Source organism: Parapedobacter flavus, from assembly GCF_035818675.1.
GTDB lineage: Bacteria > Bacteroidota > Bacteroidia > Sphingobacteriales > Sphingobacteriaceae > Parapedobacter > Parapedobacter flavus.
In genome coordinates this window covers 318,713-343,505 of the sequence record NZ_JAYKZZ010000004.1, presented here as the reverse complement: position 1 = coordinate 343,505, position 24,793 = coordinate 318,713, and the positions used below count along the sequence as shown (strand labels likewise).

18 protein-coding genes are annotated in these 24,793 nt (G+C 48.7%); all 18 read right to left on the bottom strand.

Going from position 1 to position 24,793, the window contains the following annotated elements:
- Positions 1-17 precede the first annotated feature (17 nt).
- Complete coding sequence (locus U9S71_RS04960) at positions 18-590, bottom strand: gluconate 2-dehydrogenase subunit 3 family protein (protein ID WP_326325719.1); 573 nt, start codon at positions 588-590, stop codon at positions 18-20.
- Positions 591-603: 13 nt separating this feature from the next.
- Positions 604-939 carry a hypothetical protein gene (locus U9S71_RS04955; RefSeq protein WP_326325718.1) on the bottom strand — a complete coding sequence of 112 codons (336 nt, stop codon included), beginning with the start codon at positions 937-939 and terminating at the stop codon, positions 604-606.
- 7 nt (positions 940-946) lie between these two features.
- Positions 947-1,876 (bottom strand): DUF6772 family protein, encoded by a 930-nt coding sequence (locus U9S71_RS04950; protein ID WP_326325716.1) that lies wholly within the window; start codon positions 1,874-1,876, stop codon positions 947-949.
- Positions 1,877-1,956: 80 nt separating this feature from the next.
- Positions 1,957-3,534: a hypothetical protein gene (locus U9S71_RS04945; RefSeq protein ID WP_326325714.1), complete on the bottom strand. Its 1,578-nt coding sequence runs from the start codon at positions 3,532-3,534 to the stop codon at positions 1,957-1,959.
- A gap of 1 nt (position 3,535) precedes the next feature.
- Complete coding sequence (locus U9S71_RS04940; protein WP_326325713.1) at positions 3,536-4,615, bottom strand: Kelch repeat-containing protein; 1,080 nt, start codon at positions 4,613-4,615, stop codon at positions 3,536-3,538.
- An 8-nt stretch (positions 4,616-4,623) separates the two neighbouring features.
- Positions 4,624-5,904, bottom strand: a complete 1,281-nt coding sequence (locus U9S71_RS04935; RefSeq protein ID WP_326325711.1) for a DUF4998 domain-containing protein — start codon at positions 5,902-5,904, stop codon at positions 4,624-4,626.
- Between the two features lie 69 nt (positions 5,905-5,973).
- Complete coding sequence (locus U9S71_RS04930) at positions 5,974-7,167, bottom strand: DUF5000 domain-containing lipoprotein (protein WP_326325710.1); 1,194 nt, start codon at positions 7,165-7,167, stop codon at positions 5,974-5,976.
- A 47-nt stretch (positions 7,168-7,214) separates the two neighbouring features.
- The gene (locus U9S71_RS04925) at positions 7,215-9,101 is read right to left on the bottom strand and encodes a RagB/SusD family nutrient uptake outer membrane protein (RefSeq protein ID WP_326325708.1); all 1,887 of its coding nucleotides are present in this window, start codon (positions 9,099-9,101) and stop codon (positions 7,215-7,217) included.
- Positions 9,102-9,106: 5 nt separating this feature from the next.
- A complete protein-coding gene (locus tag U9S71_RS04920) occupies positions 9,107-12,289 on the bottom strand; it encodes a SusC/RagA family TonB-linked outer membrane protein (RefSeq protein ID WP_326325707.1) in 3,183 nt (1,060 codons plus the stop codon).
- Between the two features lie 27 nt (positions 12,290-12,316).
- On the bottom strand, positions 12,317-14,008 hold the full coding sequence (locus U9S71_RS04915) for a sialidase family protein (RefSeq protein ID WP_326325705.1): 1,692 nt from the start codon (positions 14,006-14,008) through the stop codon (positions 12,317-12,319).
- Positions 14,009-14,025: 17 nt separating this feature from the next.
- Positions 14,026-15,156 carry a sialidase family protein gene (locus U9S71_RS04910; RefSeq protein ID WP_326325704.1) on the bottom strand — a complete coding sequence of 377 codons (1,131 nt, stop codon included), beginning with the start codon at positions 15,154-15,156 and terminating at the stop codon, positions 14,026-14,028.
- A gap of 209 nt (positions 15,157-15,365) precedes the next feature.
- A complete protein-coding gene (locus U9S71_RS04905; RefSeq protein ID WP_326325702.1) occupies positions 15,366-16,055 on the bottom strand; it encodes a FadR/GntR family transcriptional regulator in 690 nt (229 codons plus the stop codon).
- A 76-nt stretch (positions 16,056-16,131) separates the two neighbouring features.
- On the bottom strand, positions 16,132-17,580 hold the full coding sequence (locus U9S71_RS04900) for a sulfatase (protein ID WP_326325700.1): 1,449 nt from the start codon (positions 17,578-17,580) through the stop codon (positions 16,132-16,134).
- A 269-nt stretch (positions 17,581-17,849) separates the two neighbouring features.
- On the bottom strand, positions 17,850-18,719 hold the full coding sequence (locus tag U9S71_RS04895) for a DUF4886 domain-containing protein (RefSeq protein WP_326325699.1): 870 nt from the start codon (positions 18,717-18,719) through the stop codon (positions 17,850-17,852).
- A 50-nt stretch (positions 18,720-18,769) separates the two neighbouring features.
- Positions 18,770-19,474, bottom strand: a complete 705-nt coding sequence (locus U9S71_RS04890; RefSeq protein WP_326325698.1) for a FadR/GntR family transcriptional regulator — start codon at positions 19,472-19,474, stop codon at positions 18,770-18,772.
- Positions 19,475-19,613: 139 nt separating this feature from the next.
- Positions 19,614-20,711: a prolipoprotein diacylglyceryl transferase gene (locus U9S71_RS04885; protein ID WP_326325696.1), complete on the bottom strand. Its 1,098-nt coding sequence runs from the start codon at positions 20,709-20,711 to the stop codon at positions 19,614-19,616.
- 7 nt (positions 20,712-20,718) lie between these two features.
- Positions 20,719-23,298, bottom strand: coding sequence for a glycoside hydrolase family 38 N-terminal domain-containing protein (locus U9S71_RS04880; protein ID WP_326325694.1), 2,580 nt, complete (start codon positions 23,296-23,298; stop codon positions 20,719-20,721).
- Positions 23,299-24,780: a sialate O-acetylesterase gene (locus U9S71_RS04875; RefSeq protein WP_326325693.1), complete on the bottom strand. Its 1,482-nt coding sequence runs from the start codon at positions 24,778-24,780 to the stop codon at positions 23,299-23,301.
- Between the last annotated feature and the right edge of the window lie 13 nt (positions 24,781-24,793).

The window sequence follows — 24,793 nt, the reverse complement described above, 5'->3', positions numbered from 1 at the left end:
ACTTGTATATGATCGGTCTAAATAACATACCGCTTATCCTCTTCTTTGTAATCCATACATCCGTCAAACCGGCCCGGCACCGGTATATATTCCAGTAATTGTGTGCTGCCTATTTCAGATGTCGTGTAACACAATATGGTCAGGTCTCTTACCATCGCGAAAAAAAGCAGGTTCTGTTTCGCTTTTTCGGTTTCTTCCTCCAAAACCTGTGCTCTCCACTCCTGCAACCACTGAGCCCGTTCAGCAATTTCCAATTTGCTAAAATCTTTCCGGAAGCGCTGCCTAGCCTGCCGCTCAAATTCGGCGAAGCCCGCAAAAAAGTCCTGCAGGACACGGTCTGGATAACAATCGCTTATGATCCGGGCCATAACAGGCCCTACCTGAGCGGATTTGGCTCCCGGTATTTCCGTTTCCGGAATAATTATATCTGCTATTTCAACCAGCATACCAACCTGATGCGGGGAAAACGCACCCACACTTTCGTACCCCGTCTCTTGCGTACACCCATTGATGAACACACTAAGCCCAAGCGGGGAAACCGCCCCTCCCATCAAAATCGCTGTCGTCTTAATTGCTGATCTTCTATCCATAGTACCTGCTATGTTATGATTTGGTATGCAGGTGCACAGATAGCTTGATGGAAGCATCTGTTCCCGACACCACACCATTTACCCGCAGCCAATTACCAAAATGTGAAACTTTGGCAAAATAATGACCGGGTTGCTTGATTATAGGAAACTCCGTTCCTTCCGGGATCCAATTGATCCCATCCGCAGAAATCTCGACCGTGGCCTGTAATTTTGCATCCGTACCCTGTACTTCCTCAACAATCAAAAAGAAAATAGCTTCCGACGCCCAACCCGCTTCCATGGGGTGGGAAACCAAATTGTCCGTAATCGTTATCCGGCGCTCTACCGCCGATGCATGAAAATGTCTCATCTGATATTTATTCTCCGGAAATTACAATGGAATCCACATAAAAAAACACACTCCGGTCTGTATCGTTCTCTACCCAGACACTGGGATTGAACAGCCCTTTGATTCTGGCATAAGGCGGAGTAAGGGTAGGTTTCATGCCCCGCAGGTCAAACACGGTACTGCCCGACTGTAACTCTACATACTCCCGCTTCTCCGTATCGATCAATAAACGGAGATAACTCCAATTGATTTTATCATCACTCTCATTGTAGCAGAGGTCTTGGTAACCATCCGGAACCCATTCGAAACCATCGGTAGAACCATCGGGCCTGCGGTTCCCGTACCACATGGCATCTATACCATGCTTACACCAGTCGTTTTCCACCCCGTAAGCCCACTCCAGATCGGATACATCCTTCGCCTGAAAAACCTGCCATTTCCTAACCATCTCGCCATCCACCGCATTAAGATAACGGGCTCCGATAAAATACCGGTAATCATCGTCCTGAATATCAAAAAACACACCGAATGCGCGCATCGCCTGTTCGCTAAGCCCTTGACGGTCCTGCTCAGGTGTATAAGCGTACCACATCTCAAATTGCCGAAGGCCTTTGGGTAAATGCGTAGTCAACCGCTTGATTCCGTGCGACAAACTCCCGGGTGCCGGTGCTTCTGTATACACATTGGCAACTGGTCTTGTCGATAGTTTGAGGGAATAGGTACCATCCATCGATCCGTGTGTGCCCGCAAAACGGAAGCTGGCCGAGCTCAGCATGATGGGCCCCCACTGGGTTTTGTCAACATGGCTATACCGTAATGTATTGAATCCATTACCGACATAATTGGGGTGTAAGTCTATCCATCCGTTGAGACCCTTGTCAAAATCATCATAACTGATGATTGTTGCAAGCGGCCGGAATTTACTTAGTGCGTAGTCTAACGCAATTACATGTTTCATATATATCATTCTTAATATTACAAAAGCTAAAAAGCGGCATGCTTAGCTCCAAACCGGGATTGGCATCTCCCTGACCGAAGCTATTCGAGAAACACAAAACTATATAAGTCCGCGTCAGCGAGCGAAAAACGGAGCCTGATCGGTTTGTTGCTAAGGTCTGCGACGTCCTCGCTACCATTCCATGTCACCGTGCGATCCAATTGGTCTCCATATATCTCGTCACAATCAGACAAGGTATAACCGGATATTGGCTTACCCTCGCTATTCTGAATTTCGACTCTCAAGCCACCCACCGCAGAACTGGCGTAGTTGATAATCAAACGGACTCCATCAAACCGGATTGGCTTAGTTACTATACCGCCACCAACAAGCGAAGCATTTAGGGAAACAAAACCGTCAATCCGGAGCGTATAGCGGCGGAGCTGCTTAGGTTTGCGTGTACCAGAATTCTCCGTAGCATAAAGAGAAAGTTCCTGAATTTGATCAGATAGTCCAGACATAGTTTCAACGGCATGCCATGCCACGTAATTGTCACCGTAAACCCAATTGTTATTACGCAATCCCGGCCTGATGAAGGCCTCGCTCCAATAATCGAAAGTAGTACCGTTGCGACTTGCAATGAGCGCCCCTTCTGTGAGCGCATTCTCGCGCCCTATGCGCCGCATATGTTGCTCATGCCTTTCCGCATTGGGCAACTGCCTGCTGGACGCACCAAACGCCCTTTCGACATAACGTACCGGAAAACCCAAATAGATATGTGGTGCACGGTAATACGGCTTGATCGAATTTGTATACAAGTGTGTGTGTTCTAATAAATGATCTCCATTTGGTGCATTATTGTATTCGAGCCATCGAGCCTCGGCCCAATTAGTGAAATCCGCTGAGATAGCGGTTTTAATACCTCGATAAATCCTATCGGTCACAATACCCCGAACCTTGCGTGCAGGGCTCTGCCTGTGCCAATCACGGTAGTACATCCGGTAATGACCTCGTGTACTGTCCCAAAAGACAGTATTTTGCGAATCAAACCAACCATCCGTTAGAACAGCTTGATCGGACAATTTTGACCATTGTATACCATCGGCCGAAACCAAGGCAAAAACACCGGAAGTATCTACGCCGCCTATTGCTTTATAACGACGCTCGGGTGGACAATTCGGATTGGTATCCTTGAATGGCGTAAGGTTGTGGCTGATAGGCCCGCCTTTCCATACAATATTATTAGTGCCGGCCCCATCGAAATCCACAATCCCCAAATCGGGCTTCCGGAAATGCACACCATCCTGGCTTTCAGCATAACAGATAAAACTTTTGCCAGCACTGTAATACATCCTGTATACGTCACCGTCCTTGAATATAGTGTGGTAAGTACCTCTCCCTTGTTCCCATGGGCTATCATGAACAATTGCGATGTTCTGCGATTGGGGATGGTGCAATTTATGTTTCACATCGCCGTAATAGCTATCGATAAGGAATCCATTTATCATCAATTCCAGCTTTGAACCCACATTAACCACCTCTACGCCCCGCTCCTGACCGGAACTTTCTGTATCGTCTACGCCTACGGCCAACAAGCAAATCAATGCAGCAACAAAAAAAAGCACTCGCTTTACGCCAAATCTATTGATATTCCCATCATATGGATTCCATTTCATCATATTATCTCACAATTGGCAGACCTTGAAAATCGGTCTGCAATGCTCCGATTTGAATTACACCGGTACGTATTCCTGGCCTCAGTTCTCCGCCGATGATCAGTATTTGATTATTCCGCTTTACAATTCCAGCCCCTGCCACACCTACCGGCATGTCGCCCAACACGAACCACTCATTATTGAGCGTATGATAAGAGAGAACATCCTTGGGCATGTGGTAATTATCCTGCATAGCAATGGCCTGTGTAGCATTATGACCATCTGACCCGCTGAATACAGCTATTTGCGCGGCACCCATGGTCACTGCATGGCTAAAATAAGCCGGTCTTGGTAAGGGAGCCAGTATCTTCCAAGTGTTGCTCTGCGGATCGTATGCATAGGCATCACTGTAATATTGTGTTCCTTTTCCACCAAATAAATAAATCCTTTCGCACACCCCGTCCGCATATCCAACCAATACCGATCCGGCACGTTCGGCTCCCGGCCATGGCGGCATTTCTTCCCATTGCGCCCGCGGTATATCAACAGTACCCTCAAGCTTTAGCTTCCAGAAATTGTGTTTCGACTTACCATCCGCCGCGTTTCCTCCGGCTACATATACCGTATGTTGCAAACACGTTGCCGATAATGACTCGACCGGGTAGGGTAAACGGGGAAAGGAGCTGTCTATTGTGATACGTTGGGTTGTTTCATCCCACGCTAGAAAAAACACATCATCAGACACGGAAGAACCATCAGTACCTCCCATTACCAATATACCACCGCCAACGCAAACCGATGCCGAATTAGCCAGTACCTTAGGCAGCTTGCCCGCATGTCTCCAATTGAGCTGTGCTAGATCTGTGGCCACATAAATATCATCGTAAAATACCTTAGTACCCCCCTGTAAGATCGGCGCTGAAAAATTACTGCCCCCGGCTACAATCAGCGCGCCGTTGCTCACTCCCGCAACCATTCCACTCAACCCTTTTTCCACAGGTAATGACCCGGCTAGATTCCAAGACAGATCTTGCGCCATCAATGTACCGGGCATGACAAGGAAATAGGGCATGAATAACAGAAAAAGTGTGCGTGTAGAATCCATTACATTTTTTAATCCACTTCTGTCAATTCACTTGCCCGAAAAGTAAATTCGCTTGCAAACATGGCCGTCGTATTCCCCCAAGTTTCCAATACTTTTACACGAATGTATCGTACTTCCGGGACATCTTCAGCAAACTCAAACAAATCTCCCGCCTGAGCATACTCGATGTCCTCTGGCGAACGTTGTCCTACGGGCAACCCCGATGGTTTAAAAGACTCGCACGTTAGCAGGTGCGTCCACCCATCATAACTCCCGTCCGGTGCGGGATCGGTGCTTCCCCATATTTCCCATTTACGTAAATTTGCATTCGCATATACCAAACTATTCTGGTCGAAAGCCCCCCTTTGCCAGACACGCAGGCTGGTAAGTTTGGCGACAACCCCCAAATCGAAATTGAAATGATGAGGCATCCCGGATCCATCTACTGTCCGATACCAGGCTCCTGCCGCCTGATTTCCGATAAACACACCACTCCACAAACTGGCCAAATTATTATTGGCAAATGATGCGGCCACTGCGTCACCAGGTAACGGATATATCGAAAACAGACTTTTATCAAGTTCTACATCGAGTTCAACAGGCGGCTCTACATACCATATATTGGGATCTATACGGGTATATTCAGTGGTATAAAACGTATCAATGGATAAACTATCGGGTGAATATAACGACCGATATCTCACCGCGGTACCCAATTGAAAATCATGAGGCAACGCCAGGGTGTCTGTATTAGGAGAAACCATAATGGTATGTGTGACATTATCCTCATCGGTATATTCCAGTTCTGTTCCGATTTCTTCATCATCAGCAGGGTACCAGACTATACTCAATTTTTTATCGTCAAAAAAACCTGTTTCGACAGTCCGGTTCAACAGGGAGGCGATATACGTATCGCCGTATACCTGCCCATCTACTGACACCCGGATGGATGAATTTCCATCCATATCATACGTAAACACATTGAAGAGATAGGACCCCTCATTTAAATCGGGAATAATAATCGAAACCGTATCAATTTCCGATGTTTTGTTGACAGGCACTTCCAATACATCTTGATTGTTATTCCATAAAACTCGTACGTTGCTCACATTCGGATCTGCTATGAGCAGCCATTGGAGCTTCAATCTGTTTTTACCCGGAAACGCCTTTATGGAATCGGCTTTCCCAACATAAGTAATCTCACCTCCTTCGATAAATTCCCGATAAGTTGCGTCCTGCTTCTGGCAACCTATAAAAGTGGCAAGCAGAACAAGCAGATATGGCAGGCTATAGTTATATTTTTTCATCATTAATTAGTTAATGAAATTTATTATTTTCACGCTCTTGGTCATCTTTAAAAATTTCCGACAACACATTCATCATTCTGGCTGTCCATAAAATGTGAGTTCACTCAGCCACATATAGTCTACCCCACCCCATGTTCTGGTGATACGGATACGGATATACCGCACGGGTGGTGCATCTATCGGAAACGTAAACTCATGACCAGCTAACGCTACTTCCTCATCTTCGAGCGTATTATCCCCCACTGGTCTGGCCGACGGTTTGACAATCTCACAGTCCATCAGCTTCTCCCACCCGTTAAAACTACCCAGCGGATCTGGTGAATTACTTCCCCAAACTTCGAACGTCTTAGGAGTACCGCCAGAGTATAACAAGCTTTTCTGGCTGACTACTCCTCTTTGCCATGCTACGAAGCGACCCAACTTAGCTGTGGTCCCCATATCAAATGTAAAGTGATGCGGTATTCCCGACCCGTTATTGGTCCGGAACCAACCTGTTGAGCCAGCGTCAAACCCAGCAAGGTCGTCGCTCCAAAGGTTAGTAATTCGGGACTGATTCCACTGGGCTGCATCTGTTGGCAAATCGTAGCGTTGGAACTTACTTTTATCCAATTGTTCTTCATACAGCGGGGTCAACTCGGCAACCATCATTTTGGATTGATTGTCCCACCGGTCTTTGACATAAATGCCGAATTTAGTCGGCTCCGGCGGAAGCCCCCTGACTGAAACCCTCCCTTCTTTTCTACCCGTATAGAATATATCAACAGGTTCCCAATCTCCTATCTCGTCTTCTGCAAAAACATTAATGGTGATGTCATCTTCATGAATGTTAACGAAATCAATTGACATCCCACCGAAGTCTTCCAGTAGCGTCAGGGAAGTAAAGACATCCCATATAGGCGGAGTTAAGGGTTTGATTTTAACGGTCACTGGATCGGACCGCTTTAAATTTCGTCCAACGGCATATAGCTTAATATCATATTCAGTCGTATCACCGAAGCCTTCAATAAGCAGCTCCCTGGAAAAATAAGATGCTGTAGCAGACATCTTGACGCCGTCATGCAATTGCCATTCAGCCTCTACGTACAATACGCCAGATCCAGCGTCAGTACCAAATGTGATTTCGGCTCCGCCCGGGATATTCTTTACAGCATAATTCTGGATACTTCCGGGTGCTGCCCCATCTTCGCTGATCGGTTTTAATTGTTCTTCCTTACACGCACTGAATACGAGCAGGAGCAAGAACAGTGATAATAATTTATTGATCATGTTTGAATAATTTATGTGAAACATTCTGGGGAATAACGGTTTTTAAATCACCACCCCGGACTTTGCACCAATCCTTTATTTATCAATAACTCCGACTCCCTAATTGGCCAGAAATAATCCCTGACATTGAATTTTTGTTGGAAAAGCAATCGGGGTCTATAATATAATTCCGCAACTTCCTGAAGCCGGTCCCATCCTGTGATGGGCTCATTCCATAGCTCCTGAGCCATCTTCCATCTTTTGACGTCCCAAAACCGGTGGCTCTCGAACGCCAGCTCGATCATCCGTTCCCGCCTGATAATGTCCCGTAATCCCTGTTGCGTTGTATGTTTAATTGGCTGTGACGAAAAGCGTGACCATGCTTCTTCAACAGAAAGGAGTCCTGCGCGTTCTCTGATTGGGTCAAGCAGTTCGAATACATCGCTAGATCTAGATGGCCCATATGCTTCATTAATAGCTTCTGCACCTAACAGATATAAATCGGCTAGCCGGAAAATAGGCCATGGATAAGGCTGGGCGGTGTACGTATTCGGGTTAGCAACATTCAGGTAATTAACCAGCTTCTTTGGCCAATACCCCGTTACGGAATAATCGAAAACGCCGCCTGCCGCTACACCACCGAACTTCGCTTCTATATATAGGTTGTCTTCGTCGTCAAAGTTACCCTGTCCATACCACCTGTTTCCGTCAAACGCTAAACTTGCGTAAAAACGAGGTTCACGGTCAAAATGTAATACCGGATAATCTCCACCTTCTTTCAGATAGAGTCGTTCGGATGGAACAGCCGTACGAAGACTATACCGACCTACATAATCATAGGAGAGGTCCTCTTCAATAGGTACACCGTTCCTGCTGTAAAACATTTCCGCAATTTTAAGCGGAGGGGCCAGCCGGCTCTGCAACGACACTGTTCCGCTGAATAATCTGGGCTGAGCCTCTACCTGGACAGACTGTGTAACCATGCTGTTGGTATTTGCCCAAATAATTTCGGAATTCCAACGCTGGGTTACACTGTTTCTAATGCTAAGCTCTGTTAGTGTAGTATCGGAAAGGCTTTGTCCCGACCCCGGAATAAAACGATAGAGTTCCATACCTACCGAGCGGCACAGGTTAATCGCTTCTATACAAGCCTGCGCCGCATGCTCCCATTTCTCCTGACTGAATTGCGGATCAAAGAAGGGGTTATCGTCCGGACCAACAAAATGCGTATAATCCTGATTGCCGTTAAATAACGGACTTGCCGCGGTGACGAGTACCAATGCTTTGACAGATAATGCAATCGGCTTGGTAATCCGGCCATCTTCCTGTACTTCAAACTGCACCATATCAGGCAAGTCAAGCGCGGCTTCATCCAGTAAACTGACAATGTAGTCAAAACAATCATCAATAGGCTGCCTCGTTATGCTATTGATTTCCGCCACACTGGCTGTAATCGGCAGATTCTCCCGAATGAGCGGAATCGGACCGTACATACGTACCAGCCAAAAGTGATAATAGGCTTTAAGAAATTTAACTTCAGCGATCCATCTTAACCGCTCAGTTTCGGAAATGTCTTCCACACGTCCAATGTTCTCCAGAAATATGTTACACTCTCGGATCCCGCGGTACAAATTCTTCCCCCCGGCAGCCCCGTTCCAGAAATTTGCTATGGGATCGAGTACATTTTGGTTGCCAAGCGCGATACGCCATGAATTGTAGTTCGTGGTAATATTGCTATAAAACCAAAACTCATCGCCAGCGGTAAATCCGGGGTTGCCTCTAAAAACATCTGCGTGGTTAGGCAACCACGAATAGCAGGTAAACAAATAACGTTCTGCCATACTACGCATGCTGAACGCATTATCAAGGGTCGCCACGTTGTCAGGTACTACCTCCAGATAGCTACAGGCGTGTAATGTGGCTGCTAAACATATAGCGATAATTTTTCTTTTCATCGTGCTTAAAATGAGAGTTGAACACCAAGGTTAAAGACCCGCTGTATGGGATAACCCAATCCATTGCCAGCCATTTCCACGTCCCAAAGTTTAAAGCTGCTCCATGACAACAGATTGGTTCCGCTCAGATACACCCGCAGAGACTCCATTTTGACGCGGCGCAGCCGCTCTTTGGGGACGGTGTATCCGAATTCAGCCGATTTAAGTCTCAGGAAAGAACCTTCCCGCATAAACCAGGTACTCGGCTGGGTATTGTTTGAATGCGCGAAGTCGCTCAATCGAGGCCACAGGGCCATGATATTTCCATTCCGTTCAGACCAATGGTTGTCCGCATAGGTTTGCAGCAATTGCTGGTTGCCGACAAAAGGAGCTGTTCTTTCAGGGTCAATCCAAAACGATTCCTGTGTCAGCCCCTGAAAAAAGCAGGATAAATCAAAATTTCTATACCCTGACGAGAAGCCGAACCCATATATGACTTCGGGTGTAGTGGGATTTCCTATGGGAACACGGTCCAATGTGGTAATCTGTCCGTCACCGTTGATATCCCGGTATTTGATATCTCCTCCCCGGGGTTGATCACCAAAATTCTGCACTGGGGAGTTAGCCACTTCATTATCGTCGACAAAGAGACGTTCGGCAATGTATCCCCATCGCTGTGATAACGGATAGCCCACTTTCGACAACCACCATTCTTGATCATACAGCGGTTCTTCATAAACTTTGTAGGCACTTGTGGCGTAGGTGAAGTTACCACGGGCTGTTATCCATATGTGGGGACCAAAAAACTGTTGGTAATCCACGGACAAATCCAATCCACGCCCGGAGGCTTCCCCAACATTAGATCGCACAGCCGCCGACAGACCCATATAGCCCGGCACAGACGCCCGGGTCATCAAAATATTCCGGCGATACTCGGAAAACAAATCGGCTTGGATGCCTAGCTTGTTAAACAGGTTCAGTTCAAGTCCCAAATTAATCTTTTCGGCAGTTTCCCAGGTAATATCGACGTTATCATATCTGGCAATAGAAACCCCGTCCCGGTAATAAGCATTGTCTGTTCCGAACCTGCCTCCGCGGTTTTCGTTATTCATATTAACATTGGACAGGTAGAAAAAACGATCTTCCGGCCCACCGATCGCATCGTTTCCGACCAACCCGTATGTTGCCCTTACTTTGAAAAGTGGCACAACTGAAGAAAGCGGCTCCCAGAATTTTTCATTCGAAAGGTGCCACGCGACCCCGCCTGCAGGGAAGAATCCGAAACGATGACTACTGTGAAATCTTTCCGATCCATTATAACCAAAATTGAATTCAGCAAAATAACGGCTGTCATAGGCATAGGTAAATCGGCCTGATAACCCGAGGTTCCGATAAGGAAGCGACTGCTGTAAGTCCCCGGCGTTACCCTGCTGGGTCTGACGCATGACGTAAACCAACATACCGCTCAGCCCGTGCTTGTCTCTAAATGTCCGGTTGTAATTCAGTGCAGACTCCAGATAAAACACCGATGTAATCCGTTTAGGACCCTCCTCATAATCCAAGTATTCTCTTCCACTCAATTCATTGAGCACTTGAATCCGATAGGAATCGTCTGCTTTGTCATAGGCAAAAGCTTCGTAAAAAAATGGATTGTACGACCGGGAAACATCAAAATAAGATTCCCTATTCGTATTACCCAAAGCTCTGAACGTAAGTCCCTCGGTAAAGAATTCAAGATCTTGTTTGACTTCAAATTGGGCCAGCATCAGTGCGCGTGAATAATTCTTGTATCCGCTTACCATATCAGCATACGGATTGATGTAGCCCGGTAGCATGGTACCTCCGAACATGATGTGGTTCACATGCCGATACCCATCCATACTAGGGTAGTATGCCGGAAACATCACCGGATTGGATCGCATGACTTTATTATACATACCGGCACCACCGTCAACCGGACCCGTATATTCATCAAAAGAGCCATATAATCTTACCCCGACTTCGGTTGTTTTGGTCACATTAACATTGACATTGGATCGGAGCAGATAGGTTTTCAGATCGATATTGCTATTGAAATTATTTCTTCCATCTACTTTCAGCACCCCGTTATCTTGATTGAATGTACCGGCAAAATAATAGCGTGCTACCTGACCGCCTCCACTCGCGTTAAAGTTTAGCCGCTGGTTCATCGTATTTTCCTTGAATAGTTCCTTTCTCCAGTCGACAGCCGGATACATGTACGGGTTCGTTTCCGCGATGGTATTGTCTATTTTGCTTTGCGAGTACGGAACTGCCTGAAGTGGATCTCTTGTTGACACCGCTTCATTATGAAGTCTCATATACGTGATGGGATCAGCGAGGCCAATATTCCGCGTGGGCTGTGATAACGAATTTTCCATCCTAATCGACACCTTTGCCCTGCCTTCTTTACCTTCTTTGGTAGTTACCAGAATCACTCCGTTTGCACCGCGTGCACCGTATAAAGCAGTAGCAGTAGCATCTTTCATAATAGAGAAACTCGCAATATCATCGGGCTGAAGACGGGCGAGATCCGTCGAAGTAAATTCAACCCCATCAATCAGGATCAGCGGATCTACTTTGTAGCCGAAGCTCGTTACGCCACGGATAAAGAAATCCGCATTATCTTGCCCCGGTTCGCCACTGCGTTGGTACGCAATCACTCCGGCCAACCGACCGGCAAGCGCCGTAGTCAGATTGCTGGATGGCACTTTGAGTTCTGAAGGATTGATTGAAGTTACGGCGCCGATCATGTCCTGTTTTCTTTGGGTACCGAAAGCAACCACCACCACATCATCCAACTGAGAAGACGACTCAACGAGTGTGACATCGATCACTTCCTGATTACCGACTGTGATTTCCTGTGTTCCGTAACCAACCATACTATATACCAGTACAGCATCTGGCGGCACGCCGAGAATGTATTTTCCGTTCAGGTCGGTCGTTGTTCCGATATTACGGCTTCCCTTTACAACAATCGACACCCCCGGCAATGCTATGCCAGTGGAATCGGTTATGGTTCCCCTGACGTCTATTTGCTGTATGCCCTGTATGTCAGCAATGTCTCGATTAATTTGCGGCTCCCCGTGCATATCGGGTATTCCGACATCGACTATCGATGCGGTCACCCAACCATACGCGCCATGTAGCATACAACAAACCAACCAGATTTTAAATAGGTGCTTTTTCATAAAATTATTATTAATTGGCTACTAGTATTAATGACTATCCCTGCCCCATACTTCCAGTTCTTGCAGGTAAGCATACCCCTGAGGTTGTTCAACCCCGTACACGTAAAGAAGTAAGGTATGGGTAACAAACGGAGTATCAAATGAGTGTACGACCGTCCCTCCCTTTTTGTTACCTTTTATATGCAACTGTTCTTTCCACGACAGATTTGATGGGTAGGTTTTAGCTAGGGCAATATCATAACGTGGGCTTCCTGGCGGTACCGGCCTATCCGCTACATCAAAATCCTGCATATTCAACCTAGCAATAGTCAGCTTCTGTGAATAGATTTCAGTTCCACTTTCAAAAAACACCGCTATACCACCGTTCTTTGTGATCGCCAAATCCGAATAACCGGCTGGACCGGGTACAATTTCCTTCGACTGCAACCACCTTTCCCCGTCATCGGTACTGAGTTTTACTGTAAGCCTCCCCCTCATTGCTGTCCCTGTTTCCTGATGGTTCAGGTTTGAAAACAAAACACGTTTATCACTTTTATCAGCAGAATATCGGATCACACTACCCTGACAGACCGGGTCTTGAAGGTCAGTATGCGCTTCCGGGTCACTCCATGTTATTCCTCGATCATAACTTTTACTTACCGCACGGTAAAGGCCATCATGCCAACGCATATTCATGACCAATGTACCATCACCGGACTCGAACACCGTGCTTTCACTCATTTCGCCAATGGTGGGCGGCACAATGCCACCAGGCTTCCATGTTTTCCCGTGATCATCGCTTACGATTACGCCTACTCTCCGGCTTGCGTTCCCCTGTTTTGTTCCGGCCGGTTTCAACGGAACAACAAGCCGACCATCAGCAAGCTGCAATCCATGCCCCGGTCCGGTCCATACTTTTCCCCAGTTGAAACCTGTATTCCGGCACAATTCAGCCACCGCTTCCGTAATATTAACGGGTGCAGAAAACGTTACCCCATCATCTGAGCTTTTCACGTACCACACTTCCCGTTCATTTCTGGAATAGATCATGTGGATATCACCGGTCACTTGGTCGGCAATGGGCACCGGATTACCTATAGTAACTTCTCCGTCCTCTCCGTACACCAGCTGCTGCTCTCCCCAAGTATGCCCGTTGTCGGTGCTCCTTTTCAATAGCAAGTCAATATCCCCCACATCCGATGCACTGCTCCTTCGCCCTTCGCAAAATGCGAGCATCGTACCCTGTTTCGAGACAACCAACGCGGGGATACGATAGGTGTGATAACCGTCCTCTCCCCCAACAAATACATCCGTATGATCAAACTTTGGAGCTGGTGCCTCCAACATAAGCGGCTCAGCAGCATTCCAGCTCGCCATGATGTAGTCCGTAGCATACCAATTTAGTGATCCGCTTTGGAACCCTTTCAAAATAACCCGGTCAACCGTCACCGGTTTATCCCACGATAGTGCTAACAGAACAGGCTGTTCCTCTTTAATACCAGTTACCCGTGGAACCCAACCGTGATCAGCATCGACTCCTGCTCTTCCATCCTTTATATTCTCCACAAAACGCCGGTTCAAATGAGCGGGGTGTAAAGTCGTAACCGTTGCCGATGATATCAGGTTAACGACGGGCACCGGCCTGTTATCGTCAGATGCATTATCACCGCTTTCCACGGGAGAGGAAATCTGCTTCTGACAAGATGCCAGTAACAGCAAAAAAACAAAGCTTTTAAGCATAAAAGTTAATAATAAGTTTACCGATTATTGGACGATATCCCGTCAGTTTCGTCCAAATGAAACCTCACGCTTACTACTGAGTTTTTTTCGGGCCCCGGCCTGTATTTCACATAGGTAGTAGCCACAAATGTTCCGTCAGGCAGCAGTTCCAGGCCCGGATATCCACAATCAGCCCATTCCTTATAATTATGCAATAATTTCAATTTATACTCGGCGTCCCTGCCTTCGATAATATCTTCGTAGCGGCCGATCCATGCGACAAATTGCTTCCTTGTCGGACTATCTATTCCCGTATCCCTGAAAACAACAACCAAACGGCCATCGGAAGCATAAGCGGCCTTGTGGCGATCACCGTGCAAGCCGAACGGCAACGGTTTCGTTTCAGACCAGGTTTTGCCCTCATCTTCACTCGTCATGTATAAGGCAACATGCGTTTCATTTTCCCTAATCAGACAAAGTAATTGCTTTCCATCGGGAGAACGGACTAACTCCGGCTCGCAGGGTTTAAGCCCCGGTATATCCACTACTATTTCCCAGGGGCTCCAAGTAAACCCGCCATCTTCTGAGATGCTTTGGGAGACAACGTTTGATCGTCGCTCTACTTTTTCGCCGGGTCTACGGAGGTTACTCATCGCCAGTAACCGCTTGCCGCCATGAATAGGTTCTATCGTACAAAACGGCATCACACTGGAATCTAAGCCACTCCTCTCCATCGGAGTCCAGGTTTTACCATCATCTTCGGAATACGACTGGTGCATTTCAGCATCCTCACCACCCAAAGCAAAAACAAACAACCGATAACTACCTGTCGGATCGGGGAGACGATAAATAGTAGGACAATTATATACATCCTTCCAATTATCGGGCACATCGAGCAGTTCAGACCAAGTGTTGCCACCATTGTCACTCCTTTTCAACGGACCACACGGCCCGCCGTGATCGTATGTCCACACGCAATACATGGTCTTGCCGTCTGGCAACAATACGGTAGTGGGATGCCCTTGATAGGTGACCGAATCGCCTTGAGCAACGACGACCTGGCGCGCAGTATCTCCGGAAATGTCAAACGTGGCCAACGAATCTGTTGAGCTAAGTTGTGCTGCTTGACCGCCCTCGGCGATTAGCATAACCACAATCCACAGTGCCATTGAATGAACAAATAATCTCTTTTTCACGGTTTAATAATTTGGTTTAACATTTACCGATTCTTATCCTAATGTACTACATAACGTCGGCGAAGCAGCTTTCCATTCTTTCACTCATCATATAAGACGTATATGTCTGATGTATTTGATTGCAACAAATGTAATAACAGAAACTTAAATTATCAAAATTAATTTTTGATATATGCTAACAATTAGCTAACCAACTGGAAATGAAGCTCAAAATGTTGACGCATAGCTTCCCGGAACGTAGATGCGTTTCCATTTTTAAGAATATCAACTAAATCGCGATGCGTTACTTTGGGAGGTTTACCGGGTTTATGGATTTCTGCGCGATAGTCCAATCCATATTGGAAAATAGGTTGTAACATCCGCTGAAACCGGATAATTACAGGGTTCCCGGTAATCTCATATAGCGTGGAATGGAACTTGATATCCAATAACACCAATTCTGTTTTATTGCCAGCTTCCGCTTCCTCGTCCAAAATATCTTCCAGTTTATAGAAATGCTTTTCGGTGACACGGTTGTAGAGAAATTCGCCCAGCCCCATTTCCAGCATAAGCCTCACTTCAAAAAGGCGCTTCAGGGTCTCTTTACTTAATAGCTTGGGTTCTAGGATGCGCGACATCCCACTTAATACATCGGGTTCAGTCAGAATTGTCCCACGCCGCTTGCGCACATCAATCATTCCCAACATCCGTAGCCTGCTCAATGCCTCCCTGATCACGCTTCGGCTCACTCCTAATGCTTCTGCCAATTCGGCTTCTTTTGGTAGTGCATCACCAATTTTGAAGCCTTCATTCACAAAGTAATCCCGCAGCCGCTCTTCTGCTTGGTCGGTCATGGTAATGCTGCTAATGGGATTCAAACCGGTGTCTATCATACGTGCATGTTAATATATCAGACAAATATAAGATAAATACCCGAAGTACCGGTTAAAATACGCCCGTTCACGCATTTTAATTGTAATTAGTTTTTCGGTATTGATTATTCCGGTATTGATCGATCAGCGCAGCGAGCTGGGCTTCCATCTCGGCAACAGCAGGCCGACCCGCCATATTCTCCTTCTCGAGACCATTACCGCCTATTTGATACAACTCCCGCTCAACGACCGTATGCTTTTCCAGATCATACCAGTAGGTGCACCGCCACTCCTCCAGGCGGACCGAATAGCCCATATGCGTCGGCGCATTCTTTTTAAAAATAGCTTGGTAAGGCCGTACAAACTGGCTAAAGGCGGGATATTCCCATGTTGCAGATGGATTGTCCAAAAGCGGCACCAAGCTCACGCCGTTCAGTTCTTTCCTCGGCGCTATGCCGCACAGGTCGATTAATGTGGGGTAGATGTCCACAGACTCCACAATAGCATCGGTCTTGTCGCCGTTCCCTTGCATACCGGGCGCTGCAACGATCAGCGGTACCCGGGTGTCCAGCTCAAAATTGGTGGATTTACACCATAGATCTTGTTCTCCCAAATGATAACCGTGATCACCCCATAACACAATAACGGTATTGTCGCTCAAGCCAAGCGCTTCGAGCCGGTCCATTACTTTCCCGATCTGGGCGTCTACGTAGCTGATGCAGGCATAATACCCGTGGATGATTTCCTGCTCCTGTTCGGGCGGAATGCTGCCTTCATCCGGCACATCCCGATACCCCCTGAGTTCTTGCGATCGATGAAATGCCAAATCCGGACTACCTAAAGGCCTGCTCCGGTCCGTTACACCAAACGCCGAGCGGTCGTACAGATCCCAATATTTCTTCGGGGCACAAAAAGGTGCATGTGGCTTCTTGAAACCAACCGCAATAAAAAAAGGACCATCCTGCTGGCCGGCTTCCGCTAACAGTTGGATGGCGCCTTCGGCAATCATGCCGTCGGCATACGCACTGTCCGGCACGTCGGCCATCTCCGTAACGCCCTGCTTGCCTTTTCCGACCCGATTTTCAGGAAGTACGTACGTGTTGTTATTAGCCGGAGATAGTTCCATGGTCCAAGAGACAGGGTCAACCGTATTTTTCGAATTATGGAAAATCTTTCCAACGCTCGCCGTGAAATAGCCGTTGTTTTTAAAACTTTGGGGAAGCGTGACCGCATCGGGCAGGTTGTCCCTGAAATGAGTATCCAGGTTATATACTTCGGTAACGCCCGGACGCAAACCGGTTAACATGGACGTCCGCGACGGATTGCAGACCGCCTGCTGGCAATATGCCTTATTGAATACGATACCCTGCTTTGCCAACTTGTCTATGTTCGGTGTATAAGCGTCCATGTCGCCATAGCACCCCAGATTCGGCCGCAGGTCGTCCACCAGAATAAATAGTACATTTTTGCGCTGCTGCTCCGACTGACCCAATACCTCACCGCCTGTTGCCAAAATGAGCAAGCATACGATAAAAAAATAAGACACGATGTTTGATTGTTCTCCTACTAACAAAAAACGGGTGTGTATCATAATCAGCCGGTTCATAAAAATGTTCTCATCATATTATATGTAGAACATATCGACAAATATAACGGCTTTGTTTTTACAATTCCAAATATATTTTGAGTTTTTTCATTCGAAAATAATTTGTTTTTTAATGGCCTCATGGAACCTGCATTTTCATCGTCTTTTGCGTCAGACGCTGACATGGCAGGTTTCATCAAACCAAACTTTTGTTAAATGCGGGCACCTACTTAGGGCGACACCGGCGCCGTTGTAGCTATCGGTGTAACCGCGAAGGGCTGTTGCACAGCCTCATGGGCGGCCATCTGCGCCACTTCGGCCTGCGCTTCCGACACGCTATCCGGGCGATAGCGGTTTACGGGTGCCTCCTCGCCAAATAGTGCTTCAAACCACGTACAAGCGGCAATGAAACGCCCAATGTGCAGGTCAAGGTGATACCCATCGCGCGTGAGGTTATCGCCGATGAAACTGGTCCGCGCATTTTGGATGGCGGTACCACATGGAACCAACAAATCGATATGCACCAATTTCCCCGCGTTGGCCGAAGCCTTCATGATGGCCCGGTACATGGTCTGTTGATCGTTATCGTAATTGGCGAAACCCTTGTGGGTTGAGTTAGCGGCATAAGCCCAGGTCTGGTGCCAGATGTGTTTCACTTGGCCAGCAGTTGCGCTATCGATATACCGATGCAATGCCGGGAGCGGCAAGCGGTAGGTATCGGCCTTTCCCGACAGTGAACTGGCCTGTTGAAGCGACACATAATCCCATTGTTCATCCTGCAATGCCGTCAGTATGCTTACCTTATCGCGGGTTACTTTCACCCCATCTGTACCGATTTTCCGGTAACTATATGTGGCTTTGTCTCCTTGTACGTTGCTCCAGTGCAGCGATAGTGGGGCCCCACCGATATACATGTTACCGATAATGATGGGCTTGTCGGCAGCCACCGCTAGTTCGTGCAGGTATTGTTCAACAGCGTCTTGCGAAAAACTGTTACCGATGGCCAACACCCGTAGCGTGTCCGGTTGATCCTGGGCCCACACTTGGCAACTGAAGGTTACCAAGCATAAGAACAGTGAAAATCGACTGATATTTTTCATAATGGGTTGGAATAACTGTTTACTTTGATTTAATTGTTTTATATATCCTACTATATTTTTATCCGCTCAAAATGCGGTTGCAAATGCGCTTTCATTCCCTGGCGGAAATCTTCGGGTTCACCATTTTTGAGCAACTCCAGGAGGTCGCGGTGGGTCACCATTCCTACTTTCGCTTCCCCATTCAACTTGGCTTCTTCGCTGACCACATACTCAAAAACGGGCAACAGCATATTCTGGAAGCGCATCAACGTGTCGTTACCACTCATCTCGTAGAGTTTCCCATGAAAGGCAATCTCATATTTCACTTTAAACGGTAATTGCACTTGGTTTACTTCTTTCTTCACGATCTTTTCCAGTTCCTTGATGTCCTGGTCGGTCATCCGCACGAACAGCACATCGGCCAGCCCCATTTCCAACACCAACCGCAGTTCGAACAGGTCTTTCAGCGTCTTCTGATCGAGGATTAATGGGTCCATTACCCGCTCGAAACCGCCCAATACGTCGGGTTCGGCCAAAATCATCCCGCGCTTCTTCCTGGATTCGATCATACCCAGCATGCGCAATCGGCTCAACGCCTCGCGCAGCACGTTGCGGCTCACATCCAACGCCTCGGCCAGCTCCAGTTCTTTCGGTAGTGCATCGCCCGGCTTGAATGCTTTCCGCTTCAAATATTCCCGTAAACGTACCTCAACAACATCGGCCATCGTGGAAGGTGCGATTTTCTCAATATCTCTACTTAAACTTTTGCTTACCATTTCCGCTTTGATAGTATCCTACCTGTGATGGTTGCAAAAATGCATATTTTTATTGTGATTATGTAGGACAAAATCAAAATGGACACGTGGGATGTCGTTAAAGCCGGGTATGGCAATACTTCCAATTTCAGTATCGCGTTTAGGAAAATCTACGGTTGCGCGCCCAGTGCATTGAGGAAGCGGCTAACAACAAGAGCAAAAGGCTGATCAATTGCGCTTCCGACAAGGCAAGTCCCCACACATTGAATTTGTAGTTGACGCGTATAAACTCAATGAGGAAACGCTCGGTACCGACCACCACCAGGTAAATCGCAAACATCATCCCGGGCGTCTTGATGCGTTTCCTGACCGCCCACAGCAGACAAAAAGCGAGCAATATCGCCACGGACTCGTACAAGGAGGTTGGAAAGACGCCTTGGGGCAGTATTGAACAGTATGGACCTGAACAACCGGCTATATACTCCCCTTGATTGATCACATTGTGCGGAAACCGGAACGACCACGCCCATTGGGGCAGCCACTCAACGGGCTTTGCGTACGTATTCACAATCCCCCAGTCTCCGTCGCCTGCTAGATGGCATCCCATGCGACCGACACCATAGGCTACAAGCATCCCCAGCGAGCCAATATCCGCCAGGTGCCGCCAGTCCATGCCGTTACGGATACCGATATAGAGGTAACATGCCGCACCGAAGAACAGTCCCCCCCAAAACGTCAGTCCACCGGCATCCAGCAGCCCCATAACGCCGTGGGCACCTAGTCGTTCGCCATCTTCAAACACGTTAAAAACACGGGCACCCACAAAACCCGTCACCCCTGCCCACAGCAGCATGGTGGGCAACAGCTCCTTGGGCCGCACGGTCTGTATTTCTAGCCGGGACGGCCGCAGTAACGATTTCCGCTTCGCGATGAACAGGACGAGCAGCACCCCCAGCATGAACACCATACCGGCCAACCAGCTGCTGCGCCCCGAAAACAGTTCCCACCCCTTAAACCCCACGATAAAACCCAGCAGGGCGTATCCCAAAACGAGGAATAGCTTGAAACGCGTCCCGATCCAGATTTTCCTGTCAATGGCCCGAATTTGGCCGGTGCGCTCCTTACGGACAAACTCGCTACGGAACACCAGATAGGATAGCACGAATGCCAGGGCGACAAAAAACCCAAAAGTAGGTATGGGCCAGGTGACATCCGTGCCAAACAGGTAATTGATCAAGGAGGAAATCAACGGAAACATCAGTTTCTTATTCTATCTTGGCATTGCTGAGTTTGATGGTCCGGATACCGAAGCGCGGAATGCTGGCGGTAATGGCTATTCCTTGGTCGCCAGCCCGGTATGATGCTGTTTCGGCCGTTTCACCGTTTAACTCCACCCATTCAATCGCATCCGCTTTGCCACCGAAGGTGATTTGCTTGTCGGCGCCATCGCTCTGCGCGTTGAAGAGCCGGACATATAAGTCGGTCCCTTTCATCTCGGTCGACACCAATTCGTATGCATCATCCTCGATGGAAAGATACGATTTTTGCGTTGCATCACCGGATTGCCCGTCGATCAACGTAGCCACGAGCGGCTCGTTTGCGATCTCGCCTTCCGTCCATATCCGGTCGCTATCCCACCGACCGGCGTGCGGCATCAAGCTGTACGAAATATCGGTTGGGCCGGTAATGGTATAATCTCTGCCCCAAAGCCCTTTTCCGGAATACTGGAGGGTCAACGCCAACGGGTGGTCTTCTCCGTGCACGTAACTGGTCGTATGGTCGGCAAACAACGCCAAACTGTGGTCTTTGCTGTTGCTTCCAAGGTCCACCCAGTTTAACAAAATATTATGTTTAATCTGGTCCCACCGATTGAAATGGGTGTCTTCCAATTGACTTTTAGTCACGTCGAAAGGCGCATTCTTATAGATTTGCTGATCGTTGATGGCCGCCGGGAAACAGACCAGCAGTTTATACCGATCGTCATAGAAGGCCTTCCTCGGGTTCTCGTTGCTGAACGCGATGCCGGCCTCACCGATGGCTGGGTTACTTTGCCAATCGATATACACGCCCATCGCTATTTTTTCCTCCTGATGTTTAAGCCGGATGGTCTGTGTAAACGGGTGCTCGCCGATAAAACCGTCGATCGCTATCTGGAGCACCAGTGGTCCGTGCTCCACTACCCGTACCCGGGCGGGCTGGTCGGCACTGGATAGGAACCTCCCCTGCTCGCCGAAGTAGCCTTTCAGTTCGTTGAAATGCCACGGGCTGGTGGTGTCGACATATTCCTTGTTATTCAATTGCTTGGCAATCAGACTTTCGATCACGCCGCCTTTCCGGGGGTCGATAACCAGTCGGTACAGGTCGTTCTCCAGCACGTACTTGCCGTGTTCCTCTCGAAACAACAGCTCATTGTGGACAACTACTTCGCTCTCCCGGAGCGTGTAGGTCGAATAGCCGAAGGACGGGACGCTTGCCCGAAACAACATCCACGTGTGCCCACCTTCTTTTATCAACTGGGTGGGGTGAGCATTGCCTTCCTGATCGACCACCTCCCAAACGCTGCGGCGCCAAGTGGAGGGCACCTTTACCCGGGCTATTTCGTTACGGTCGGCGGCCAACGTGTTGAATAACCTAATGGCGCTGTGTCCAGTATCCCCGATCATGGCTTTCAACGACCGGTCAATGACCACTTGGCTGTTCTGGTCCGTTACCCCCGTCCACTCGGTTACGTGGTCGGCCCACGTGCGCCCGCCCTGGAGGTTATTATACGGCACAATCCAGCAGTCGTGATGTTGCGAAAGCAGCAATTTGATCCAGCCTTCATCGATCAGCCGTTTAGGCCACCGCATATTCCCGGTGAGCGATGCCAAGGCGGCCATTTTCTCGGCCCGGACGATATCGTTCTCGGCCTTCCGCACCTCCCGTGCGAGGGTATTCATCACTTCACTCCCCCATACCAGGCTGGTCAGCACATCTTCTTGGGTAAAATGCCAATCTTCCTCGGGCGTTCCAATGGAATAGTTGGCGATGTAGTTGCGCCAGGTCTTATAGTGGGTAGGGGTATAAAACGTAGCCGTGTCCTGCCCCAGCCAGGGGCCCTTGCCCCATCCACTGCTCCACGCCGCATCCTGGATGGTCATCCCTACAGGATTCGCTATTCCCGCATCGAGGGCTTTCCGGATGTAATCCTCGCTGTTGTACCACGCGATACTCTGCCAGGCGGAGCCCGACTGGAGGTCTTCGATGGTGTAGCGCGGTACGGTCGTGATGCCGGTACCATCGGGGCCTATCCAGTTGACCAGCTCCCCACCGTGGGCCCGGGTATAACCGCCCCACATGGTGTTGGGATTTTTGGTGGAGGCGTACTTAAAACCGAACGACTTCAGGATGTATGGCAGCGAGCTGGTGAAACACGGCTCCTCGGCGGAGTACGTGGTAAATACGACCGAAGGAAAATGTTTCCTCACCAGCTCCATGCCGTACGAGAACTGCCGGATGTTACTTTCGCCGGAAGTGCCGAAGAGGTAACTCTGCGCATAGGTGGGGTTTACATACTCAATACGCCCCGTACGGATCGATTGGTCTTCAAACAGTTTTTTGAAAGCTTCGTATGCCGAGGGGTCGCGCAGCTTCACGGCGTCCCAGGTTTCGGGCTCCACTTCCAAGTTGATGCTCCAGTCGGGATACTGTTTCAGCATGTCCGCCATAAAGGCCGTTTGCCCCTTCGGGTAATGCCCATAGATTCCACCGTGATATCCATCGATGAAATAGGCATCTTGCCCCACCACAGAATACGGAATGGCCATCAGGCAAAAAAGGAGCACCAAAAGCAGTTGTCTCATCATTTATTCTTGTGTTTTTTCTTCCCAGGTATCGGTCCGGAAAGGAATGGCCGGAAAGCCTTCCCTATTTTCCAGATTCGTTACCGGATAATTAAAAAAGGCGTAACGAACGGAAACAATGTTCTCTACCTCATTACTTTTTACCACGATATGGTCGTCCGCTATGACGGCTTCGGCAGGAGAGAAAACCCGATCATCCCCGGCCACATAGAAAAACCGGGGCGGCCGACCGTCGTTCGGTTGGATGCCGCTTCCCAGGGTCTCCGGTTTGAAGTAGATGTACGCCTTGTTCCCGTCATACCGGACGTCATCCACTGTAGGGCCCTGGTATACAACATCCAAGCGGTTGTAGGCGCGATTGAGGGCCACAGCCGCCAACCGCTCGCCAACGGGCTTTTTATTCTTCGGGTGTAAGTCCTTCGCTTCCCCGACGTCCATGGTGCTGACCATATAGGTATTATTGAGCGTGGCCACCTGTTCTTGTGCTTCCCGGAAAAAAGCGTCAACGGCCAACGCCGGGTCTTCCCGATCGTGGAAAAACGGCGCAATCTGCACGTAATAGAAAGGTAACGGTCCCTGTGAAAAGTTCCGCCGCCAACTTGTGATCAGCGTTTGGGTGGCACGTACATAACATTCCCTTTCCAGGTGGTTGGATTCGCCCTGGTACCAGATAAACCCCTTGATCGACAAATTGACCAGCGGATGAACCATGGCATTGTACAGCAGGTAGGGTCGCACCACCTTCTCAAATGAGAAGCCGCCGTCGACGGGCTCCTTCGATTTGGGGTCGGCCAAGTACGGTTGCAAATAGGCCCTGTTGAGCATCGTATCGCTGGCCAGATCGGCCTCCGGGATGTACGCCTGTACGCCCGATGCGCCAATGCCGGTAAAAATCAAGCCGATGGGAATATCCAAGCTGTCCGATAGCGTTTTGCCGAAGGAATAGCCCACGGCACTGAAATCTTTGGCTGTTTCAGGCGAACAGACCTGCCAACTCCCCGCGAAGGTTTCCAACGGCGTGTCACTGAAATTTAACCCGACATTCAGCAGCCGGATATGCGGTTGATCAGCCGTTGAGATAACGTCTTCCGCGCCGGTCATCTCGTGGACCGCAAACTGCATATTCGATTGGCCGCTGCACACCCATATGTCACCGATGAGCAGATCGTTCAACGCGACCTTTTCGCCACCGGAAACGACCCGGATCTGGTGTGGGGTAAATTCGCCCTTCCCCACCGCCGGAACCGGAATAATCCCCATAAAATCACCCTTCTCATCCACCTGTGTCTCCGTGGGTGCCGCAAGCCAGTCGGCATCAATAACCACCCGCTCGCCCGGCTTGGCCGTTCCCCAAATCTTCAGCGGCTTATTCTGCTGGATAACCATATGGCTTTGCAACGCGTCAGCCAAACGCAGGCTGTCCCTGGCTGCGCCGAACCCCTTGGCAGGAATCAAAAAAACAAGACAAATGAGTACTCTAAACATACGTTAAGCTACA